The 20,669-nt window shown below is 64.4% G+C and carries 9 protein-coding genes and 1 pseudogene; 8 read left to right on the top strand and 2 right to left on the bottom strand.

The window, feature by feature from the left end; translation table 11 throughout:
• The first annotated feature begins 9 nt into the window (after positions 1-9).
• The 5 genes from soxX (at position 10) to FG93_RS28225 (ending at position 3,113) form a co-directional block, all read left to right on the top strand.
• Positions 10-456 carry a sulfur oxidation c-type cytochrome SoxX gene (gene soxX / locus FG93_RS28245; protein ID WP_043241733.1) on the top strand — a complete coding sequence of 149 codons (447 nt, stop codon included), beginning with the start codon at positions 10-12 and terminating at the stop codon, positions 454-456.
• Positions 419-913, top strand: coding sequence for a thiosulfate oxidation carrier protein SoxY (locus FG93_RS28240; RefSeq protein ID WP_043241732.1), 495 nt, complete (start codon positions 419-421; stop codon positions 911-913). The genes soxX and FG93_RS28240 overlap by 38 nt, the downstream gene beginning before the upstream one ends.
• 11 nt (positions 914-924) lie before the next feature.
• Complete coding sequence (locus FG93_RS28235) at positions 925-1,248, top strand: thiosulfate oxidation carrier complex protein SoxZ (protein ID WP_043241730.1); 324 nt, start codon at positions 925-927, stop codon at positions 1,246-1,248.
• A gap of 10 nt (positions 1,249-1,258) precedes the next feature.
• Positions 1,259-2,017, top strand: a complete 759-nt coding sequence (gene soxA, locus FG93_RS28230) for a sulfur oxidation c-type cytochrome SoxA (RefSeq protein ID WP_043241729.1) — start codon at positions 1,259-1,261, stop codon at positions 2,015-2,017.
• Between the two features lie 163 nt (positions 2,018-2,180).
• Complete coding sequence (locus FG93_RS28225; RefSeq protein WP_081881986.1) at positions 2,181-3,113, top strand: alpha/beta hydrolase; 933 nt, start codon at positions 2,181-2,183, stop codon at positions 3,111-3,113.
• A 4-nt stretch (positions 3,114-3,117) separates the two neighbouring features.
• On the opposite strand, the gene FG93_RS28220 is transcribed toward FG93_RS28225, so the two are convergent.
• The gene (locus FG93_RS28220; protein ID WP_043241724.1) at positions 3,118-4,227 is read right to left on the bottom strand and encodes an ROK family protein; all 1,110 of its coding nucleotides are present in this window, start codon (positions 4,225-4,227) and stop codon (positions 3,118-3,120) included.
• Between the two features lie 227 nt (positions 4,228-4,454).
• Between FG93_RS28220 and FG93_RS28215 the strand changes: the two genes are divergently transcribed.
• Positions 4,455-4,934, top strand: a complete 480-nt coding sequence (locus tag FG93_RS28215) for a DUF2938 domain-containing protein (protein ID WP_043241721.1) — start codon at positions 4,455-4,457, stop codon at positions 4,932-4,934.
• Positions 4,935-4,958: 24 nt separating this feature from the next.
• Here FG93_RS28215 and FG93_RS28210 read toward each other — a convergent pair whose 3' ends face one another.
• On the bottom strand, positions 4,959-5,702 hold the full coding sequence (locus FG93_RS28210) for an aspartate/glutamate racemase family protein (protein WP_043241717.1): 744 nt from the start codon (positions 5,700-5,702) through the stop codon (positions 4,959-4,961).
• A 1,411-nt stretch (positions 5,703-7,113) separates the two neighbouring features.
• Between FG93_RS28210 and FG93_RS33980 the strand changes: the two genes are divergently transcribed.
• Positions 7,114-20,286, top strand: coding sequence for a peroxidase family protein (locus FG93_RS33980; RefSeq protein WP_043241711.1), 13,173 nt, complete (start codon positions 7,114-7,116; stop codon positions 20,284-20,286).
• Positions 20,287-20,371: 85 nt separating this feature from the next.
• A pseudogene (locus tag FG93_RS28195) lies at positions 20,372-20,669 on the top strand (type I secretion system permease/ATPase); the annotation flags it as partial.

Genomic DNA, 20,669 nt, shown 5'->3' with positions numbered 1-20,669 from the left:
CGGCGCGCGATGCGCCTCCACCTCGCCACGGTCCTCCTGCTCGGAGGACTGGTCTCTTCCCGGCCGGGCGTGGCGCTGGAGCCCTACGTCGTCGTCGAGGATGCGATTCCGAAGGCGCTCGGCGCGCGTGTCGGGGAGGTGGCGCGAGGGCAGGACATCCTGCGCGACCGGGAACGCGGCAATTGCCTGATCTGTCATCAGGGGGCAGATTCGGCTGAGCCGTTTCAGGGCGCGATCGGGCCGCCGCTGGTCGGAATCGGGGCGCGGCTCGACGCTGGGCAAATCAGGCTGAGGCTGGTCGATTCATCGCGGCTCAATCCGGAGACGGTGATGCCGCCCTATTACCGGACCGAGGGCTTGCGCGATGTCGCCCCGGCCTATCGTGGCAAGCCCGCTCTGTCGGAGCAGGAGATCGAGGATGTCGTTGCCTATCTCGCCTCTCTCAAGACCTTCTGAGCCCGCACCGAGCCGGCGTGATATCGTCGTCGGAACTGGCGTCGGGCTCGGCCTCGCCGCCCTGCCAAGTTCGGCATTGGCCGCGACGCTGCCAGCGCTGCCTGAGCTTATCGCGCGGCTGACCGAAGGCGCGGTACCCGAGCGCGGCAGGATTACGCTGGAGATCCCGGCGCTCGTCGAGAACGGCAATTCGGTCGATGCCAGGATCGTGGTCGAGAGCCCGATGACAGAAGCGGACCATGTCCGCTGGATTCATCTCATCGCCGAGAAGAACCCATTCCTGGACATGGCGCGGTTTCATCTGGGGCCTCGCTCCGGTCGCGCCGAAGTCGCGACCACCTTGCGGCTGGCGACCTCGCAGAAGGTCACGGCCGTCGCTGCGCTGAGCACGGGTGGCTATCTCATGAGTGATGTCGATGTCGTGGTGACGCTGAGCGCCTGCATCGACGGCGGTTGAGGAGAGCTCCGATGGCATTCAACGCCCGCATCAGCATGCCGGCGGAAGCCCGCGCCGGTGACATCATCGAGATCCGTGTGCTGACGCGGCATCCGATGGACCGCGGCGGCCAGTCCGATGGCAAGGGCGGCACCGTCCCGCGGAAAATCCTGAACCGGCTGACGGCGACCTATGCCGGCGAGGCGATCTTCCGGCTCGACATGTATACCGGTGTTTCGGCCAATCCCTTCGTCTCCTTCACGACGCGCGCGGTCGAGACCGGCGACATCGTCTTCGAATGGCGCGAGGATGGTGGAGCGGTCTACACCCGAGCGGCCAGACTGACGGTGACGTGAGCGCTCGGCGATGCGGCTGAAACTGGCGCTGGGTTTCCTGATGGCGATGGTCGGCGCAGTCGCGGGCGGCGAAGAGATCACATCGGGGAGCGCTTTCCTATCGCCCGAGCTGCGCCACCAGCAGGATGATCCGACGCGTAACCCCGCCTGGTTCTGGGTCGAGCAAGGGCAGGAGCTCTTCAGCCGCAAGCCGGAGGCCGGTCAGGCCTGCAGCCAGTGCCATGCCGAGCTGGAGAAGAGCCTGCGCGGCGCGGCGACGCGTTATCCGCAGGTGGATGCCGCCTCCGGAAGGCTCCTGAATCTCGAGGGGCGCATCGAACAGTGCCGCGTGCAGCGGCAGAAGCAGCCCGCTTTCGGCTATGAGAGCGGCGAACTTCTGGCGCTGACCACCTATGTCGCTTCGCTGTCCCGGGGCCTGGCGATGGATGTCGAGACCAGTGGTCCGGCACAGCCCTTCTATGAAGCGGGCAAGGCCTTCTTCGAACGCCGCCAGGGACAGCTCAACCTCTCCTGCAAGCAATGCCATGGCGGGCTGGTTGGCCAGAAGCTGCGCGGCGACACGATCAGCCATGGCGCCGGGACGGGCTACCCGGCCTATCGGTTGGAATGGAACGGCGTCGGCTCGCTGCATCGACGCTTGCGCGCCTGCTCGCTCGGCGTCCGGGCGACGCAGTTCGACTATGGCGCGCCGGAATATCTGGCGCTCGAGCTCTACCTTGCTGGGCGCGCCGGCGGTCTGCCGATCGAGACGCCGGCGATGCGGCGTTAGATCATCTGACCGGAAACCGTACCCGGTCCGATGATCTAACGCTTTGTGTTTGCATCGGCTTTCCCGAAAACCGCAATCTACTTTTCGGGCCGATGCCTTAGCGCTTGGCGAATGGCGGGAGAACCGTCACGATCCCGGCACAAACATGTCGGAGATCCGGCGGATGCTTCGCCTGCCTGTCCTGCTTGCCGCCCTCGGGCTCGCCAGCGTTGCTTATGCAGCCCAGCCGGTCCCCGAACCTCCGGCCGCTGCGGCGGTTCCATCGGATCCGGCGCCCTTCGTCCTGAAGGACACCGAGGTCCGGACGATCCGTGCCAGGACGCTGCAGCGCGACTATGAGATCTATGTCAGCCTGCCGGCCTCCTATCACGCCTCGCCACGCCGACGTTTTCCAGTGCTGTTCATCACCGACGCCGACTATGCCTTTCCGCTGGTGCGCAGCATTGCCCGCCGGGTCGGTAACCGCGGCCAAGGGCTGGAAGAATTCATCCTGGTCGGCATCTCCTACGCGGTCGGCGACACGCCGCAGTTCAGCCGCCGCCGCGACTACACGCCGACGCCCAATGGCGAGAAGACCAAGGACGAGTCCGGCCGCGCGCCGGTCTTCGGCGAAGCAGAGCCCTATCGCCGTTTCCTCGCCGACGAGCTGATGCCCTTCGTCGCTTCGACCTATCGCACCGACACCCATCGCAGCATTTTTGCCGGCCATTCCTATGGCGGGCTGCTCGGCCTCCACATCCTGCTGACCGAGCCGAAGATGTTCTCGCACTATATCATCGGCAGCCCTTCACTCTGGTTCGACCAGCGGGTGATGTTCGCGCGTGAGCGCGCCTATGCCGAGGCAAACAAGGAGTTGAAGGCCGATGTGCTGATGGCGATCGCCTCCTTCGAGACGATCGGCAAGGCCTCGCCGCGCTATAGCAGCAAACTCGACATGATCGCCGAACTGCAGGAGTTCGAGAAGGCGCTGCGCTCGCGCAACTATCCTGGCCTGAGGCTGACCACCGAGATCATCCAGGACGAGGATCATCTCACGGTTTTCCCTGCCATCATCACGCGCGGGCTGATGTGGGCATTGCCGGCAAAGCGGAGCTGAGTGGTCAGTTCTTCTTGTCGCCCGATTTTCCGTTCTTGGCCTTGTCGCGGCCCTTCGGCTTCGTTCGGTTCTGATAGCTTGCATTGCCCAGCCCGGTGCCGATGGTCAGCACCGCCCAGTGCTCGACGTCCTGCATCGAAGGCATCTCGCTAAGCCCCTGGATGACGGCGTCGTTATGCATCACGACCGTCGTCTCATGTCCGCCGATCTCGGGGACCATCTCGCGAATGCTCTCGACCAGGTTGAAGCGGCTGCTCTGCCAGTTGCCAGGCAAATTCTGCGCTCCGCGGTCTATCGAGCCGTCCCGTTCGATCAATCCGGGGCAGCCGACGCCGATGAAGGGAGCAACACGAAGCCCCGCTTTTCCGGCTTGCTTGATCTGGGCATCGAGCATCTTGCCGAGCTGCTTGATCGCATCGTCGCGGTTGGTCTCCTCGTCGGCGTGGCGCCAGAGCTCGGATTCCCAGACCTTGGCCTTCGCGAGGTCCGGCGCCTTGTCCTGGCGCAGTTCGACGATGCCGGCGCGAATATTCGAGCCGCCGATATCGACGGCAATGAGGCTGTCATAGGCCTCGAACATCCATCTCGGCGCAAGATGGGCGCTGCCCACAAGCCCCGCCTCGTCGGGATGATGACGGATCGGTACGAGATCCATGGTGTGTCCGTCCGTCTGCAGAATGATGCCGGCACGCGCGATCGCGAGCTCGCCGACCCGGCTCTGGCGGAACCCGCCGCCGACCACAATACGTTCGACCGCGCTCCAGGCCTTCAGCCTGACGAAACGGCGAATGACGAAGGCCAGCGACTGGGCGTAGCGTTCGATGGCGCTGAGGATCAGGGCTGCCTCGCGCGGCTCGCCTTCGCCGAGCAGCGTGTCGAGTTCCTTCTTGCCGATCTTGGCGGAGTCGACTGCGATGGGATCATCGCCGGTCTGCCGCAGGTGCTCGCGAAGAGCGTCGAGATGGTCGAGGAATGCGCCACGCTTGGCCTTGTCGCCAACGAAGCCGTCCTCGTCGCGAATCTCCAGATTGTAGCTGGTGACGACAACCGACGGCAGTTCATCCGCTCCGTGAGGACCGCCCGCGCGTGCTTTTGTCGTCGTTTCGACTGCCATGTGCCGCTATCCCCCGTTTGGTCTCCCGAAGGGAACGGCGTCGGTGGTCCCAGGGTTCCGCTGGCGGGGCCGGTTATCGTGTCATGCGATGAACGGCGCATGGCGCCCCTGCATAACGGGCGCGGGGAAATCCACGCCATATGGTTGACCTTACGGGGCCTCTTCCCTTCCATTACCGACGGCGCGCGACGGCCGATGCGCCCATGGCTGGATTCCGGGGATGTGCGATGCTTGAGTTTCTTGTGCGCTCGGTGCTGATCGGCGTCGGCGCGACACTCCTGTTTGATCTCTGGAGCCAGTTCTTGAAGCGAGCCTTTGGTCTGTCGACCCCGAATTGGGCCATGACCGGGCGCTGGTTCGGCCATCTGGCGCAGGGTCGGCTTGCGCATGAGGATATTGCGCGCTCCGAGCCGGTGGCGAACGAACTCGCGCTCGGCTGGGTCGCACATTACCTGATCGGCATCCTGTTCGCGGCGATCCTGCTGGCGATCTGGGGGCTCGACTGGGCCCGCAATCCGAGTTTCGCGCCAGCTCTGATCGTCGGCCTGGTCACAATCGGCTGCGGCTGGTTCATCCTGCAGCCGGGAACGGGCGCCGGCATCGCGGCGTCGAGGAAGCCGAACGCCGGCCAGATCCGCGCCATGAACATCGCGGGACATGTCGTCTTTGGCGTCGGGCTCTATTGTTCGGCGCTGCTGCTCCGCTGAGCGCGCCGGAGACCGCTCCCTGGATCAGGCTCGGGCGAGGAGGGCCGCAAGCGCAGGCGAGAGGCCGACACTGCCGACCGGCGCCGGAAAGGCGAGGTCACCGCTCGCCGGTTTCGCCGCACCGCCGCTGAGAGCAGCCAGAACCGCCTTCATGCCGGTCTGGACGGAGCAGATCACCGGAATATCGAGATGCGGCTGGACGCGTGCGGCGAGGCCTGCAAGTCCAGCGCCGCCTAGAATGACGGCCCCCGCGCCGTCTCGTTCCGCGGTCCTGCGGCAGGCTGCCGCGAGCAATGCGATCGAGCCATCCGGATCACGGGCGATATCGGCCCCCGTCGGGGTGACGGTCTCGACCGAGGCAAGCCGGCCGTCGAGGCCGATCATCGCGACGAACTCATGCAGGATCGGTCCCCAGCGCTCGCCACCGGTGACGATCGAGAAGTGGGGGGCCATCGCCGCGGCGGCCAAGCAGCTCGCCTCGGCCATGCCAACGACCGGGACGGGCGAGATCTCCTTAAGGGCGTGAAGCCCGGGGTCGCCAAAGCAGGCGAGATAGACCGCATCGCAGCCGGCACCATGCTCGGCATAGGCTTCGAGCGCGGCATGAGCCGCGATCGCACCCGCGCTGCGGCTTGAAATATACTGCGCGCCGAAGCGGCCGGTCACCGGATGAAGGGCGACGTCGGACGGGGCATGCGGCGTGACCACCTGCATGACGAGATCCGTCATCGCCTGGGTCGTGTTGGGATTGATCAGCAGGATACGCAAGAGAGCCTCGGGCAGGGTGCAGGCTTCAGGCTTAGCGAGCCCTCGGCCTCAGGCCAAGCCGCCAGCGCGGACAAGGTCCAAGTCAGGTATGCATATAGGGGCGTTTCGCAGAGGGGAGGAATTGATCCCGCGGCAGTGCCACGCGTGCCTGGCGGGGGGCATGGCCAACCCATAGGGGGAGCCATCAGCGGCCAGCTTCGGCCTATTGCGACGGGTTCAATTCACGCGAGACAAGCGCTGCCCAGGGCAGGCGCGAGTGTGCTTCATTCGCACAGCGTCTCCCACTCATACTCACTCGTGTCAGAGTTGAGAGCTTGAACCTGTCGGCAGGACGTCTTTCCCATGGGCGGAAGCATAAGCGGCTGAATGGGCGCGATGGACGGTGGGGCGATCGGGCAAATTTGCGCGCTGCACATCGGACGGAAGTCGAAGGAGCTGTCGCATAGCGACCTGAGCTCCCCATTTATGCACCGGCATGTACATGCTGCGAATGCCGGACTGCCCACCCCAAATTGGGCGACGGTAACGAGCAGGGCGATGGCGGCGAGGCGGATCATCGGGAGGGCCCTCGAGTGAGTGGCGCGGAGACCTGTGGCGGGATCGTTTTGACCTTAGGTAAAGCGCTCGATGATCCCACCGCGGCCACGCTTTGCCAATGGCTCGCAGCACGCATCCAATTGTTCAGGTCTTCGGAGAGCCGTTCAGCGGGCCATCTCGACCAAGCGAACACATTCGACTCGCCCTCGCCCAAGATGTTGGCCTTGCCGATCTTCTCCCACGCCGGCATCTGCGCACGCAGGCGGATCGTGTTGTGGTGCCCTCTGTCTCTATCGCTGTCCTGGCGGTCGGCATGTCGATTGACGCGCTCCTTGCCTCGATCGGTCGCGGCGCCGGCCTCAAGTCCCACGGATCGCTGCGCACGGGCTGGTGTTCGGCACGGTTGAAGCCATCACCCGCTGATTGGGGTGGACAGCCGGCCTCACGGTCAGCGGTCATGTCGCGACGATCGACCACTGGATCGCTGTCCGTGCGGAGCTCTTCCCTTCGAAAGCCCGGTCTCCTGGTCGGCTCCTGTGTCTTGGCCTCGGGGGCCCGACCAGCGGTTGGACACCCATACCAATACGAACTTCACCTGGTAACAGATGAGACCTAGGTCTGTACTAGATGCGACGATTGTCTTGGAAAGACCTAGACCAAGCGCCAATAAAAATCATCCGACATAGTCCTCTAACAGCCAGGACCTGCCGACGTGCATGATGCAGCGTGCGATAGGCCCCCAGCGGCTGAACGCTAGCTCAAACGAAGTTCTTGCGGCCGGTGCAACCGGTGTCGTGCCCTCTTTGGCGCGAGCGGCGGAGCATTGCCCGAGACGAAGCCAATACGGGTTTCTCGAAAACCCCAGGAGGGCGTCATGGCACAATACATTCGCTCCGACCTTGAGTTCATTCTCGAGCAGATCAGGATCGCGGAGCGGAATGCTCAGGGCGAGAGCCTTAGTGACATCTTGCCCAGCGCCCAGCTGCCATTGGGTTTGCGGACCGTCGATGGCTCGTTCAACAACCTGGCCCACCCGGAATTCGGTGCCGCGGATCTGGCGTTTCCGCGCCTGACCGATCCGTCGTTCCGGCCGGCGGAGGGCGGTACCAGTTACGCGAACCCCGGCTTCGTGCAGGACACCCAGCCGCGCACGATCAGCAATCTGATCGTCGACCAGACTAACAATAATCCGGCGGCTGCTGCGGCCGCTGCACAGAACCCCGGATCAAGCACTGTCACCAGCCCCGGGCTGGATGGGGTCTTCGGCACCGCGGACGATGTTCCGGTCAATTTCATCCCGAACATCACCCCGGATGTGGGCCTCTCGGCGCCGTTCAACGCCTGGATGACCTTCTTCGGCCAGTTCTTCGACCATGGCCTCTCTCTGGTCACCAAGTCCACGAACCAGACCGAGGTCGTCTTCATTCCGCTGAACCCCGATGATCCGTTGTTCAGCACGGCGCCCGGCGCTCTAAACTTCATGGTCCTGCAGCGTGCCGTCGACAGCGCAACGGGGGGGCAGAACACCACCTCGCCCTTCGTCGACCAGAACCAGACTTACGCTTCGAATCCCTCGCATCAGGTGTTCCTGCGCGCCTATGAACTGAATGCCAACGGCGATCCCGTGGCGACCGGTGAACTGATCACCAACCGCAATCTCGGCGCAGATGGCCTGTTCGGTACCGCTGACGATGTCGAAATCGGCGGGATGGCGACCTGGGCGGTGGTCAAGGCACAGGCGCGCGACATTCTCGGCATCAATCTCACCGACGCCGATGTCGGCAATGTGCCGGTCCTGGCTGTCGACGCCTATGGCAATTTCATCGTGGGCCCGAACGGCATGCCGATGGTCATGATGACCGATGGCAGCTTCACCGAGGGCAATAGGGCGGCGCCGATCAGCCTCGCGGGCGCTGCCCGCACCGGTCATGCCTTCCTGAACGACATCGCGCACAACGCCGATCCGACGGGCAAGACCGCGGATGCCGATACCATCGTCAATACCGGCCCGCTGGCCGCCGGCCAATACGACAACGAACTCCTCGACGCGCATTACATCGCCGGTGACGGCCGCGTGAACGAGAATATCGGCCTCACCGCCGTGCACGCCGTGTTCCATTCGGAGCATAACCGTTTGGTCCAGCAGACCAAGGACGTGGCGCTGGCGACGGGCGATGTCGCCTTCCTCAACGAATGGCTCGACACTCCGCTTGCTGCGGGCACGACATTCCCGTTGACGCAGGTCCAGATCGACGCGCTCGACTGGAACGGCGAACGCCTGTTCCAGTCCGCGAAGTTCGGCACGGAGATGCAGTATCAGCATCTGGTGTTCGAGGAGTTCGCCCGGACGGTCCAGCCGCAGGTCGACGAATTCCTGGCGCCCAACGGCTACGACACCACGATCAACCCGGCGATCCTCGCGGAGTTCGCACACACGGTCTATCGCTTCGGCCATTCGATGCTGACCGAGACGGTCGATCGCTTCGACCCGAACTTCAATACCGTCGGCGGCGACCCGCAACTCGGCCTGATCGCGGCTTTCCTCAATCCCCTCGCCTTTGCCGCGAGCGGGGTGACGCCCGAGCAGGCGACCGGCGCGATCGTGCGCGGCCTGACGCGCCAGGTCGGTAACGAGATCGACGAGTTCGTCACCGAGGCACTGCGCAACAACCTGCTCGGCCTGCCGCTCGATCTGCCGGCGCTGAACATCGCACGCGGTCGGGACACCGGCATTCCGTCGCTCAACAATGCGCGGTCCGAGTTCTTCGCGATGACCGGCGACAGCCAGCTCAAGCCCTATATCAGCTGGACTGATTTTGCCGGCCATCTGAAGCATGCCGAGTCCCTGATCAACTTCATCGCGGCCTATGGCACGCATGTGTCGATCACCAGTGCGACGACGCTGGCCGACAAGCGTGCGGCGGCGACCTTGCTGGTGCTGGATGGCGTTGGTGCGCCCACGGATCGCCTCGACTTCCTGAATGCGACCGGCGCTTATGCCGGTGGTTCCCTCGGCGGCCTCAACGACGTCGATTTCTGGATCGGCGGCCTCGCGGAACAGAAGATGCCGTTTGGCGGCATGCTCGGCTCGACCTTCAACTTCGTCTTCGAGACCCAGCTCGAATCCCTGCAGAACGGCGACCGCTTCTACTATCTGTCGCGCCTTGCCGGCCTGAATTTCGGCACCGAGCTCGAGAACAATTCCTTCGCCAAGATGGTGATGCTCAACAGCGACGCGACGCATCTGCCGAACGCGATCTTCACGACGCCGACCTTCACGCTCGAAGTGAACCAGGCGACGCAGCACACCGGGCTCGGCCCGGATGGACGTGCGGACCCGACCGGCGGCATCGAGATCAATGGCGTCGAGGTCGTTCCTCTCGTCATCCGCAACAATCCGGCGACGCCGGGCGCGGACACCAACTACCTCCAGTACACCGGTGAGGACCATGTCGTCCTCGGCGGCACCGCGGGCAATGACGTCATCATCTCCGGTGACGGCGACGACACGCTCTATGGCGACGGCGGTAACGACCGTCTCGAGGGTGGCTTCGGCAACGACACCATCCTGGGTGGCGAGGGCGACGACATCATCGAGGATCTGGGCGGCGACGACCGCCTCGAGGGCGGGGCCGGCAACGACGTCATCCAGGCCGGCAACATGATGGCTGCCGGCGCCGGCAATCTGATCCTCGGCGGCGACGGCAAGGACTACATCGTCACGATGGAGGACGTCTCGACCACCCTTGGCGGGCAGGGTGACGACTTCATCTACAGTGCCAAGACCAGCCTGACCCCGACCGGCAACGAGGGCAATGACTGGATCGAATTGGGCACCCAGGACGGCGCCCCCGGCGACAATCTCGCGCCCCAGCTCACCGACAATATCATCGGCCACGACATCTTCGTGGGCGGCAGCGGCTTCGACGAGATGATCGGCGAGGGCGGTGACGACATCTTCGTCGGCAGCGATGCCCAGGACAAGATGGAGGGCATGTCCGGCTTCGACTGGGTCACCTACAAGAGCGATACCCAGGGCGTCACGGTCGACCTCACTCTCCCCGCGCTCGCGCAGCCGCATGGCGAGACGCCTGCTGCAAACACGGGCGTTGTCCAGCCCGTGGCTGCGTCCCCGGCGTCGATCCTCGACCGCTTCGACGAGGTCGAGGGCCTGTCCGGCTCGCGATTTGCCGACATCCTGCGCGGTGACAATATCAACGCGGCCACGATCCTCGACCATGGCGGCGCCACGGGCAGCGCACTGACAAATGTCGGGCTGATCGACAACCTTGTGACGCTTCTAGCGGATGCTGGTCTCTCGACCACCGGCTTTGCCACCGGCAACATCATGCTCGGCGGTGCCGGCAGCGACGTCATCGAGGGCCGCGGCGGCGACGACCTGATCGACGGCGACCGCTGGCTGAACGTGCGCATCAGCGTGCGGGCAAATGCCGATGGTACCGGTGCGGAGATCGCCACCTTCGACAGCATGGTCGCGCCGACCCTGCTGCAGAACATGCTGAACGGCGTCTGGAATCCCGGCCAGTTGGTCGCTGTGCGTGAGATCATCGACGACAATGATGCCTTCGATACCGCGGTCTTTTCCGGCAATCGGGCGGACTACACGGTCACGACCGCTGTCGACGGCACGACAACTGTCACCGACAATGTCGGGACGGATGGCACCGATACGCTCCAGAACGTCGAGCGGCTGCAATTCGCGGATCAGAGCTTCACGCTTCCGAACGGCGTCGGCCTCAACGTCGACCCGACCGGCCAGCTCGCCATTCTCGACGCGACATCGAGCACGGCTGACGATACGCCGACCTCAGGGCAGCTGCTGCGCGTCTCGATCGCGGGCGTGACCGATGCCGACACCGGCCCCGGCGCGGTCAACGGCATTCTTCCCGGCTCGATCTCCTATCACTGGCAATTCGAGGCGGATCCCGGCTCGGGCATCTTCGAGGACATCATCCTGCTTCCGGCCGGGGATCTCGCATTCCAGAGCGCCGACGGAGCCAGCTTCCGCGTCACGCCCGATCTCGCCGGCTCTTCGCTGCGCGTGAAGGCGATCTTCACCGACGGACACGGCGTCACCGAGACGGTATTCTCGCCTCCGACCCAGCCCGTTGTGGCGGCACCCGTCGCTCCGCCTGTGGTGCCGGTGCCGGTCGTTGAAGCCACGGCCGGAGGGCCGGGGCTCATGATGGTTCGTTCGGACCTCAATTTCATTCTCGATCAGATCAAGATCGCCGAGGCGAATGCGGCCGGTGCGCCTCTGACCTCGCTGCTGCCGAATGTGCGGGCGCCGCTTGGTCTGCGCACGGTCGATGGTTCGACCAACAACCTGCTCAATCAGCAGCAGAGCGATACCTTCGGCGCGGCCGACAACACCTTCCCACGCGTCACGACACCTGTGTTCAATCCAGCGGAGGGCGGCACCTCCTACCAGCAGACGAACGGGCTGGTGATCGACTCGCAGCCGCGCACGATCAGCAATCTGGTCGTCGACCAGACCGCGAACAATCCTGCAGCGATCGCGGCGGCCCTTCGCAACGCCGGCTCAGAAAATATCGCGGCGGATACGACGACGTTCCTCAATGCGCTGCAGGCGCTCAATACGGCCAAGGCCGGCGGAGACCCCGTCGCGGTGGCAACTGCCCAGCTCGCCTTTGACGGAACCGTCGACGGCCTTGGCCTGACCATCGTCACCAGCCCGGGGCTGGACGGCCAGTTCGGTACGGGCGACGACAAGCAGGTCTTCGAGATGCCGAATGTCGCGCCCGATGAGGGCCTGTCGGCCCCGTTCAACGCCTGGATGACCTTCTTCGGTCAGTTCTTCGACCATGGTCTCGATCTCGTGACCAAGGGCGGATCCGGTACCGTGTTCATCCCGCTTCAGCCCGACGATCCGCTCTTCGTCCCGGGCAGCCCGACGAACTTCATGGTGCTGACGCGGGCGACCAATCAGCCGGGCCCGGACGGGATCCTCGGCAACGCCGACGACATTCATGAGCACACGAATACGACCTCGCCCTTCGTCGACCAGAACCAGACTTATGCGTCGCATTCTTCGCATCAGGTCTTCCTGCGGGCCTATGAGCTCAACGCCGCTGGCGATCCGGTTGCGACCGGCAGGCTGATCACCAACCGGGATCTGGGCGCCGACGGTACGTTTGGAACTGCTGACGATGTCGAGATCGGCGGCATGGCGACCTGGAAGGTCGTGAAGGCCCAGGCGCGCGACATCCTCGGCATCAATTTGACCGATGCCGACTACAACAGCGTGCCGCTGCTGGCGACCGACGCCTATGGCAATTTCATCAAGGGGCCGAACGGCTTCCCGCAGGTCGTGATGAAGGGGGCGGACGGTATTGGCGGCACCGCTGACGATGTCCTTGTCGAAGGCAACCCGGCGGCTCCGATCAGCCTCGCCAACGCGGTGCGCACCGGTCACGCCTTCCTCGACGACATCGCCCACAATGCCGTGCCGGTCTTCAACGCCGGTGTCCTCGCACCCGACGCCGATACGCTCACCGGAAATCCTGTGCCCGTGGGGCCGGGAGGCAACAACCTCGCCTATGACAACGAGCTTCTCGACGCGCACTACATCGCCGGCGACGGCCGCGTGAACGAGAATATCGGACTCACCGCCGTGCATTCGATCTTCCATGCCGAGCACAACCGGCTGGTCGAGCAGACCAAGAGCACGGTCCTGACCTCGGTTGATCTCGCCTTCCTGACGGAATGGCTGATACCGGGCACGGCACCTGCGACATTCCCGGCGACACCTGCCGAGATCGCAGCTCTGCAGTGGAACGGCGAGCGCCTGTTCCAGACCGCGAAGTTCGGGACCGAGATGCAGTACCAGCATCTGGTCTTCGAGGAGTTCGCTCGCACGATCCAGCCCAACGTCGATATCTTCTTCGCGCCGACGCAGGTCTATGACGTCGATCTCGATGCCTCGATCGTGGCCGAGTTCGCGCATACCGTCTATCGCTTCGGCCATTCGATGCTGACCGAGACAGTTGATCGGTTTACGGCCGACTTCGATGTCGTCGCGGCTGACCCGAGCAATCCCGATCAGCAAATGGGTCTGATCGCGGCCTTCCTCAATCCGCTCGCCTTCGCCGCGAGCGGGCCGACTCCCGAAGACGCGACGAGCGCGATCGTGCGCGGCTTGACCCGCCAGGCCGGGAACGAGATCGATGAACACGTTACCGAGGCACTGCGCAACAACCTGCTCGGCCTGCCGCTCGACCTGCCCGCGATCAACATCGCGCGCGGCCGGGACACCGGCATTCCCTCGCTGAACGAGGTTCGCCGCCAGATCTACACGCAGACCGGCGAAGTGCTGCTCAAGCCCTATACGAGCTGGGTGGATCTGATCCAGCACCTGAAGAACCCGGAATCGGTGGTCAACTTCATCGCCGCCTATGGCCTGCACACGTCCATCACCGGCGCAACCACACTCGCCGACAAGCGCGCTGCTGCGACCCTTCTGGTTCTTGGTGGTGTTGGCGAACCGGCCGACCGCCTTGATTTCCTGAATGGAACGGGTGCCTGGGCCAGCGGCGCCAACGGAGTCACGATCACCGGCGTCGACGATATCGATCTGTGGATCGGCGGTCTCGCCGAGGAGAAGATGCCGTTTGGCGGCATGCTGGGGTCGACCTTCAACTTCATCTTCGAGAACCAGCTCGAAAAGCTGCAGGATGGCGACCGCTTCTACTATCTCGAGCGCACCGCCGGCTTGAACTTCGTTTCGGAGCTCGAGGGCAACTCCTTCGCCAAGATGATCATGGCGAACTCGACTGCGACCCACCTCCCGGGTGTGGTCTTCACGACACCCGGGTTCACGCTCGAGGTGAACCAGGCGGCGCAGCATACGGGGTTGGGCGCGGACGGCCGGGCCGATCCCTTTGAGCCGGAAGCCGCCTTTGCGGAGCCGACATTCGAGCTGGCAGCCTTTGCTCCTGCTCTGAATGCCGGCGGCTGGTCGAGCCAGGATCTCTACCCACGCGAACTTGCAGACGTGAACGGCGACGGCCGGGCTGACATCGTGGGCTTCGGGCAGGGTGGGGTTTGGGTCGCGCGTGCCAATGCAGACGGGAGTTTCCAAACGCCTGTATTCGAGCTGGCTGCTTTTGGGACCTTTCTGAATTCCGGCGGCTGGTCCAGCCAGGACCTCTATCCACGCAAGCTGGGAGATGTGAACGGCGACGGCCGGGCCGACATCGTGGGCTTCGGGCAGGGTGGGGTTTGGGTCGCGCGCGCCAATGCGGACGGGAGTTTCGGGACGCCTGTATTCGAGCTGGCTGCCTTTGCCCCTGCTCTGAATGCCGGCGGCTGGTCGAGCCAGGACCTCTACCCGCGCGAACTCGCGGACGTGAACGGCGACGGTCGGGCTGACATCGTGGGCTTTGGGCAGGCTGGCGTTTGGGTCGCGCGCGCCAATGTGGACGGGAGTTTCGGGACGCCTACATTCGAGCTAGCTGCCTTTGGGACTTTTCTGAATTCCGGAGGTTGGTCCAGCCATGACCTCTATCCACGCAAGCTGGGAGATGTGAACGGCGACGGCCGGGCTGACATCGTGGGCTTCGGGCAGGGTGGGGTTTGGGTCGCGCGTGCCAATGCGGACGGGAGTTTCCAAACGCCTACATTCGAGCTGGCTGCTTTTGGGACCTTTGCGAATGCTGGTGGCTGGTCCAGTCAGGACCTTTACCCGCGCGAACTCGCCGATGTAAATGGTGATGGTCGGGCCGACATCGTCGGCTTTGGACCAGCCGGGATCTACACCGCGCTTGCCAATCCGGATGGCTCTTTCCAGGCGCCCACGTTCGAACTGCACGCCTATGCGCCGCTCGCGGGTAGTTGGTCGAGCCAGAACCTATTCCCGCGTAGAATCGGAGATGTAAACGGCGATAGCCTAGCCGACATCGTGGGGTTTGGACAAGCTGGCGTCTGGGTCGCATCCGGACAGGGCGGCCCCGTCGTCCTCCGCGACAATCCCGAGACTGTCGGCCCCGACACCAACTACCTCCAATACTCCGGAGAGGAGCATGTCGTCCTCGGCGGCACGGCCGGCAACGACATCATCATCTCGAGCGAGGGCGATGACACGCTCTGGGGCGATGGCGGCAATGACCGCCTCGACGGCGGTGACGGCAACGACCAGCTGCGCGGCGGCGCCGGCGACGACATCATCACGGACACCGGTGGTGACGACAACATCCAGGGCGAGGACGGCAACGACGTCCTCCATGGCGGCAACGGCGTCAACCTGATCATCGGCGGCTTCGGCAATGACTTCATCGTCAGCGGCGAGGACGCATCGGAGGTCATTGCCGGCCAGGGGAACGATTTCATCCTCGGCAGCAAGGCCAACGAACAGGATATGGGCAACGAGGGTGACGACTGGATCGAGAAGGGCACCTCCGACGGCGCCCCTGGCGACAATTTCGATCCGCTCGGCAATGACCCGGTCATCGGCAACGACGTCTTCATCGGCGACGGCGAGCACGACAAGTTCAATGGCGAAGGTGGCGATGACATCATGGCCGGCAAGGTCGGCCTCGGTGACCGCTTGATCGGCGGCTCCGGCTATGACTGGGCGATCTACAAGCACAACACCAGCGGCGTCTATATCGACATTTCCAACCGCTTCTTCGATCAGCCGCCGGTGCCGAACTCATCGACCTCGCTCAGCCGGTTCGACTTTGTCGAAGGCATCTCCGGCTCGAACGCCGCTGACGTGCTGAATGGCGACAACTCCGACGCGGTGACCCTGCGCACTGCAGGTGCGACGGGAAGCGTGCTGACCAATATCGATCTGATCGACGGCCTGCGGCCCCTGCTTGCCGCTGGCGCGACCTTCTTCGACGGCGGCAACATCATCCTCGGCGGCGGCGGCAGCGACCTCATCCAGGGTCGCGGCGGCAACGACATCATCGATGGCGACCGCTGGCTGAACGTGCGCATCAGCGTGCGGGCAAACATCGATGGGACCGGCCCCGAGATCGCGTCGTTCGACAGCATGGAGCCGATGGTTCCGCTCATGCTGAACGGCACCTACAACCCCGGCCAATTGGTGATCGTGCGCGAGATCCTCGATGGCGATGCGGCGAATGCCGACTTCGACACGGCCAAGTTCTCGGGCGTGCTGGCGAACTACACGATCACGACCAACGCCGACGGCTCCGTGACGGTCACGGACAATGTCGGGACGGATGGGACGGACACGCTCCGGAACATCGAGCGGCTGCAGTTTGCCGATCAGTCGATCGTGCTCGGCGGTGCGAACAGCGCTCCTGTGGGGCAGCCCGCCATCGTTGACGGGAACGGCGGCATCATCCAGGTCGGCGATGTCCTGACGGTGGACCTGGCCGGTCTGACCGACGCCGACAATCCGGGCGGGACCGTGCCGGCATCCCCCGTTTCCTATTTCTGGCAGGTCGATGACGGCACCGGTTTCGCTGATATCGAGCTCTTCGGAGCCGGCGAGGTGGAGCGGGCGCATGGCCCGAGCTTCACGGTCACCGACGGCGAGAACGGGCTGCCGATCAGGCTGCGGGTCGTCTACCAGGACGCCAATGGCGTGCTCGAGGAGGTGTTCTCGGCGCCGACGGCTCCCGTTGGAACAGCCGCGATCAATGGGACGCCCGGTGCCGACACTCTGCTTGGCACTGCGGCTGCCGACATCATCGATGCCGGCGCCGGGAACGACTCCATCACGATCTCCGCTACCGAAGGTCCCGACATTGTCGACGGCGGAGCCGACACCGACACGCTCGAGGTCCTCGGCGATGCGAGCACCGAAACCTTCCAGATCTATGCGGCGGATGATGCGACTGCGGCAGGGTTCGTGCTCAATGACGCAACGGAGATCGCGATCGTTCGCAATGGTCTGGTGATTGCGGAACTCGCGAATATCGAGGAGATTATCATCACCGGCGGCGGTGGCGGCGATACCTTCCAGGTCATTGGCGATTTCGCGCCGACCACGCTGCTGACGAACACCATCACGATCGATGGCTCGACGGGCAACGACACGGTCAACATCTCGACGCTAACCTCGGCGCACCGCATCGTCTTCAAGTCGATGGGTGGCCAGGACACGATCGTCGGCGCGTTGCGGCCACAGGACGTCGTCGAGTTGGCTCCCGGTTCGACGCTCGCCGACTACACCAGTGCTGACAACGGCAATGGCACGACGACCCTTACCAACGGCAGCCATACCATCACCTTCGCGACGTTGCCGGACGGCGCTTCGCCGACCTTCGCGAATTCCGGCAGCAGCGGTGGTGGCGGGGATGACGGCATCACCGGCGCGTTCGAAGTCACCGCGGCCGACGTTGCGGGGCTGAAGCTTCTGGTCAACGGCCAGGAAGTCCCGGGCGATGATGACACGATGCCCGGCGTCCGCGATCTCAGCGGCCACGGCAACAATGTCGCCCATCCCGACTTTGGCGCGGCGGACGAGCCCTTCATCCGGCTGACCGAAGCCCGCTATGGTGACTACGACCCGGCGATCGGCAACAACAAGATCAACCCGATCTTCGAGGGGCTCGATCCGCGCAACATCAGCAATATCCTGGGGGTACAGGAAGCCGACCTGCCGAAGAACGGCAACGATGCCAATATCTTCTTCATGGCCTTCGGCCAGTATTTCGACCACGGCCTCGACTTCCTGCCGAAGGGTGGCAACGGCACGGTCCGGATCGGCGCTCCCGGCAACGGCGCGCCTGGATCCGGCAACCCGGCCGATCTCACCCGCGGCACGGTCGACAGCATCGTCGACGGCGTTCCCCAGCACATCAACCGCACCTCGCCCTTCGCGGACCAGAACCAGGCCTATGGCTCGAACGGGCTCGTCGGCCAGTTCCTGCGCGAAGGTGACGGCGATGGCGGTCTCGGTTCGATGCTGCTGGCGGGAGGACCGGATCCGTCTGACCCGGACTTCCGGTTGCTGCCGACGCTGCGCGAGCTGATCCTGGAGCATTGGGAGAACAACACTGTCTTCACCGGCCTGCCGGGCGGCCCCGTCGCCTTCCAGACCTATTTCGCGGGGCTGGTTGACGGCGGCGGCGTGATCAACACCACGATGGCGGCGAGCATGGCGTCCAACTTCATGGGCACCGGACATGCCTTGCTGCTGGATGCCAATCCGTTCATCAGCGTGCTTGACCACTATATCGCCGGCGACGGCCGGACGAACGAGAACTTCTCCCTGACCGCGATGCACACGATCTGGGCCCGCAATCACAACTTCCACGTCGAGAATCTGGTGGAAGCCGGCTTCCAGGGCTCGCAGGAGGAGCTCTTCCAGGCGGCCAAGATCATCAACGAGGCCGAGTACCAGCGCGTCGTCTTCAACGAGTTCGCCGATCATCTCATCGGCGGGATGAAAGGCGATAGCCACGGCCATGGCGAATACAATCCGGATGCGACGGCCAGCATCTCGCATGAGTTCGCGGCGGCGGTGTACCGGGTTGGTCATTCCCTGATCGGCCAGAATATGACCGTGCTCGATGCGGCTGGTCAGCCGAAGCAGGTGGCGTTGTTCGACGCCTTCCTGAATCCGACGAACGATGCCGGCGCCTTCACCGCTTCCTTGCCTCCAGGCTACGTCCCGCAGCCCGGCTACGAGCAGCTCGGCGTCGGATCGATCCTGGGCGGCATCATCAGGCAGCCGGCGGAGGAGGTCGACTTCAACATCGTCGACGCGGTGCGCAACGACCTGGTGCGGATCAATGCCGACCTGTTCGCCTTCAACGTGGCACGCGGCTGGGATGTCGGGCTTGGCACGTTGAACCAGGTGCGTTCGGATCTTGCCGCGTCGCTGGATCCCTATGTCGCCGCGGCCATCGGATTTGCCGGAAACCTCTCGCCCTATAGCTCATGGGAGGATTTCCAGCAGCGCAACAATCTGAGCGAGGCCGTGATCGCTCAGTTCAGGCAGGCCTATCCCGATCTGGTTCTGGATGCCGCTGAGATCGCTGCCTTCAGCGCGATCAACTCGAATATCGACGTGGCCATCCAGCCGGACGGGACCGGCATCGTGAAGGGGATCGACCGAGTCGATCTCTGGGTCGGTGGCCTGGCCGAGGCGCATATCAATGGCGGCATGGTCGGGCAGACCTTCTGGGTCGTGCTGCACGAACAGTTCGACCGCCTGCAGGAGGCCGACCGGTTCTACTATCTCGACCGGGTCGAGAATTTCGACTTCTACGAGAACTTCATCGACGGCCAGGAGTTTGCGGACATCATCGCCCGCAATACCAGCCTGACCAATCTGCCGGAGAAGATCTTCGAGACCGTTGTCGGGGATGATGACGACGTGCTGCTCGGCGGGGCCGGCAACGACCTGATCGACGGCGAGGCCGACGACGACACGATCCTCAGTGGCACGGGTGATGACCGGATTACGGCGGGCGCGGGTGACGACACGGTGGTGGCGGGTGCGGGCCATGACGTGATCGTGGCGACGGTCGGTGACGGCAACGACGTCTATTTCGGCGATGACAGCGACGGCGGCACGGGCAGCGACACGCTCGATCTTTCGGCGATCACGGCGAACCTGACGGTCGATCTCGGCACCGGCCTGCTCGGACGCGGCAGCGCGGTCAGCACGCAAAGCGGCAGCGACACGCTGTGGAGCATCGAGAATGTCGCGACCGGCGCGGGCGATGACACGATCACGGCGAGTGCGGCGGTGAACGTGATCGAGGGCGGGGCGGGCAACGACACCTTCCGCTTCGAGAGCAAGGAAGCGGCGGATGGCGACACCATCCTCGACTTCGAGCCGGGCGACAGGCTCGACCTCTCCGGCATCGACGCCAATGCGGCGCTCGCCGGCGACCAGAGCTTCACCCTGACCAGCGGCCCGGCCTTCACCGCCACCGCCCAGCTGGTGGTCGCCTACGAGACCCGGGCCGACGGCGACTACACCGTGGTCAAGGGCAATCTCGACACCGACGGCGATGCCGACTTCCAGCTCAACCTGAAGGGCAACCACACCCTGACCGGCAGCAACTTCACGCTGTAGCGGCCGCGCCGTCCGGCCGGCGGGCCCCGTGTCCGCCGGCCGTCACCGCCTTCCTGTCGAACTGTTCATTTGACGGTTTGCGATCATGGCACCTTCCAAGGCACAGATTTCCGCCCGCCGCCGCGATGCCGCCCGGCTGACGCTCGGCTTCCGCTCGGCCTTCCTCTTCCTGTTCGTGGTCTCGGGGCTGATCAATGTCCTGGCGCTGACCGGCTCGTTCTACATGCTGCAGGTCTATGACCGGGCGCTGACCTCGGGCAGTGTCCAGACGCTGGCGGCGCTCTCGGCGCTGGCGATCGGGCTCTACCTGTTCCAGGGCGCCTTCGACGTGATCCGCTCGCAGGTGCTGGTCCGGGTCGGGGCCCGGCTCGACCAGGATATCG

Source organism: Allobosea sp. LC85 (assembly GCF_000735605.1).
In the GTDB taxonomy this organism is placed as follows: Bacteria; Pseudomonadota; Alphaproteobacteria; order Rhizobiales; family Beijerinckiaceae; genus Allobosea.
Note: the sequence above shows the minus strand (reverse complement) of the source record. Positions and strands in the feature narration are given on the sequence as shown.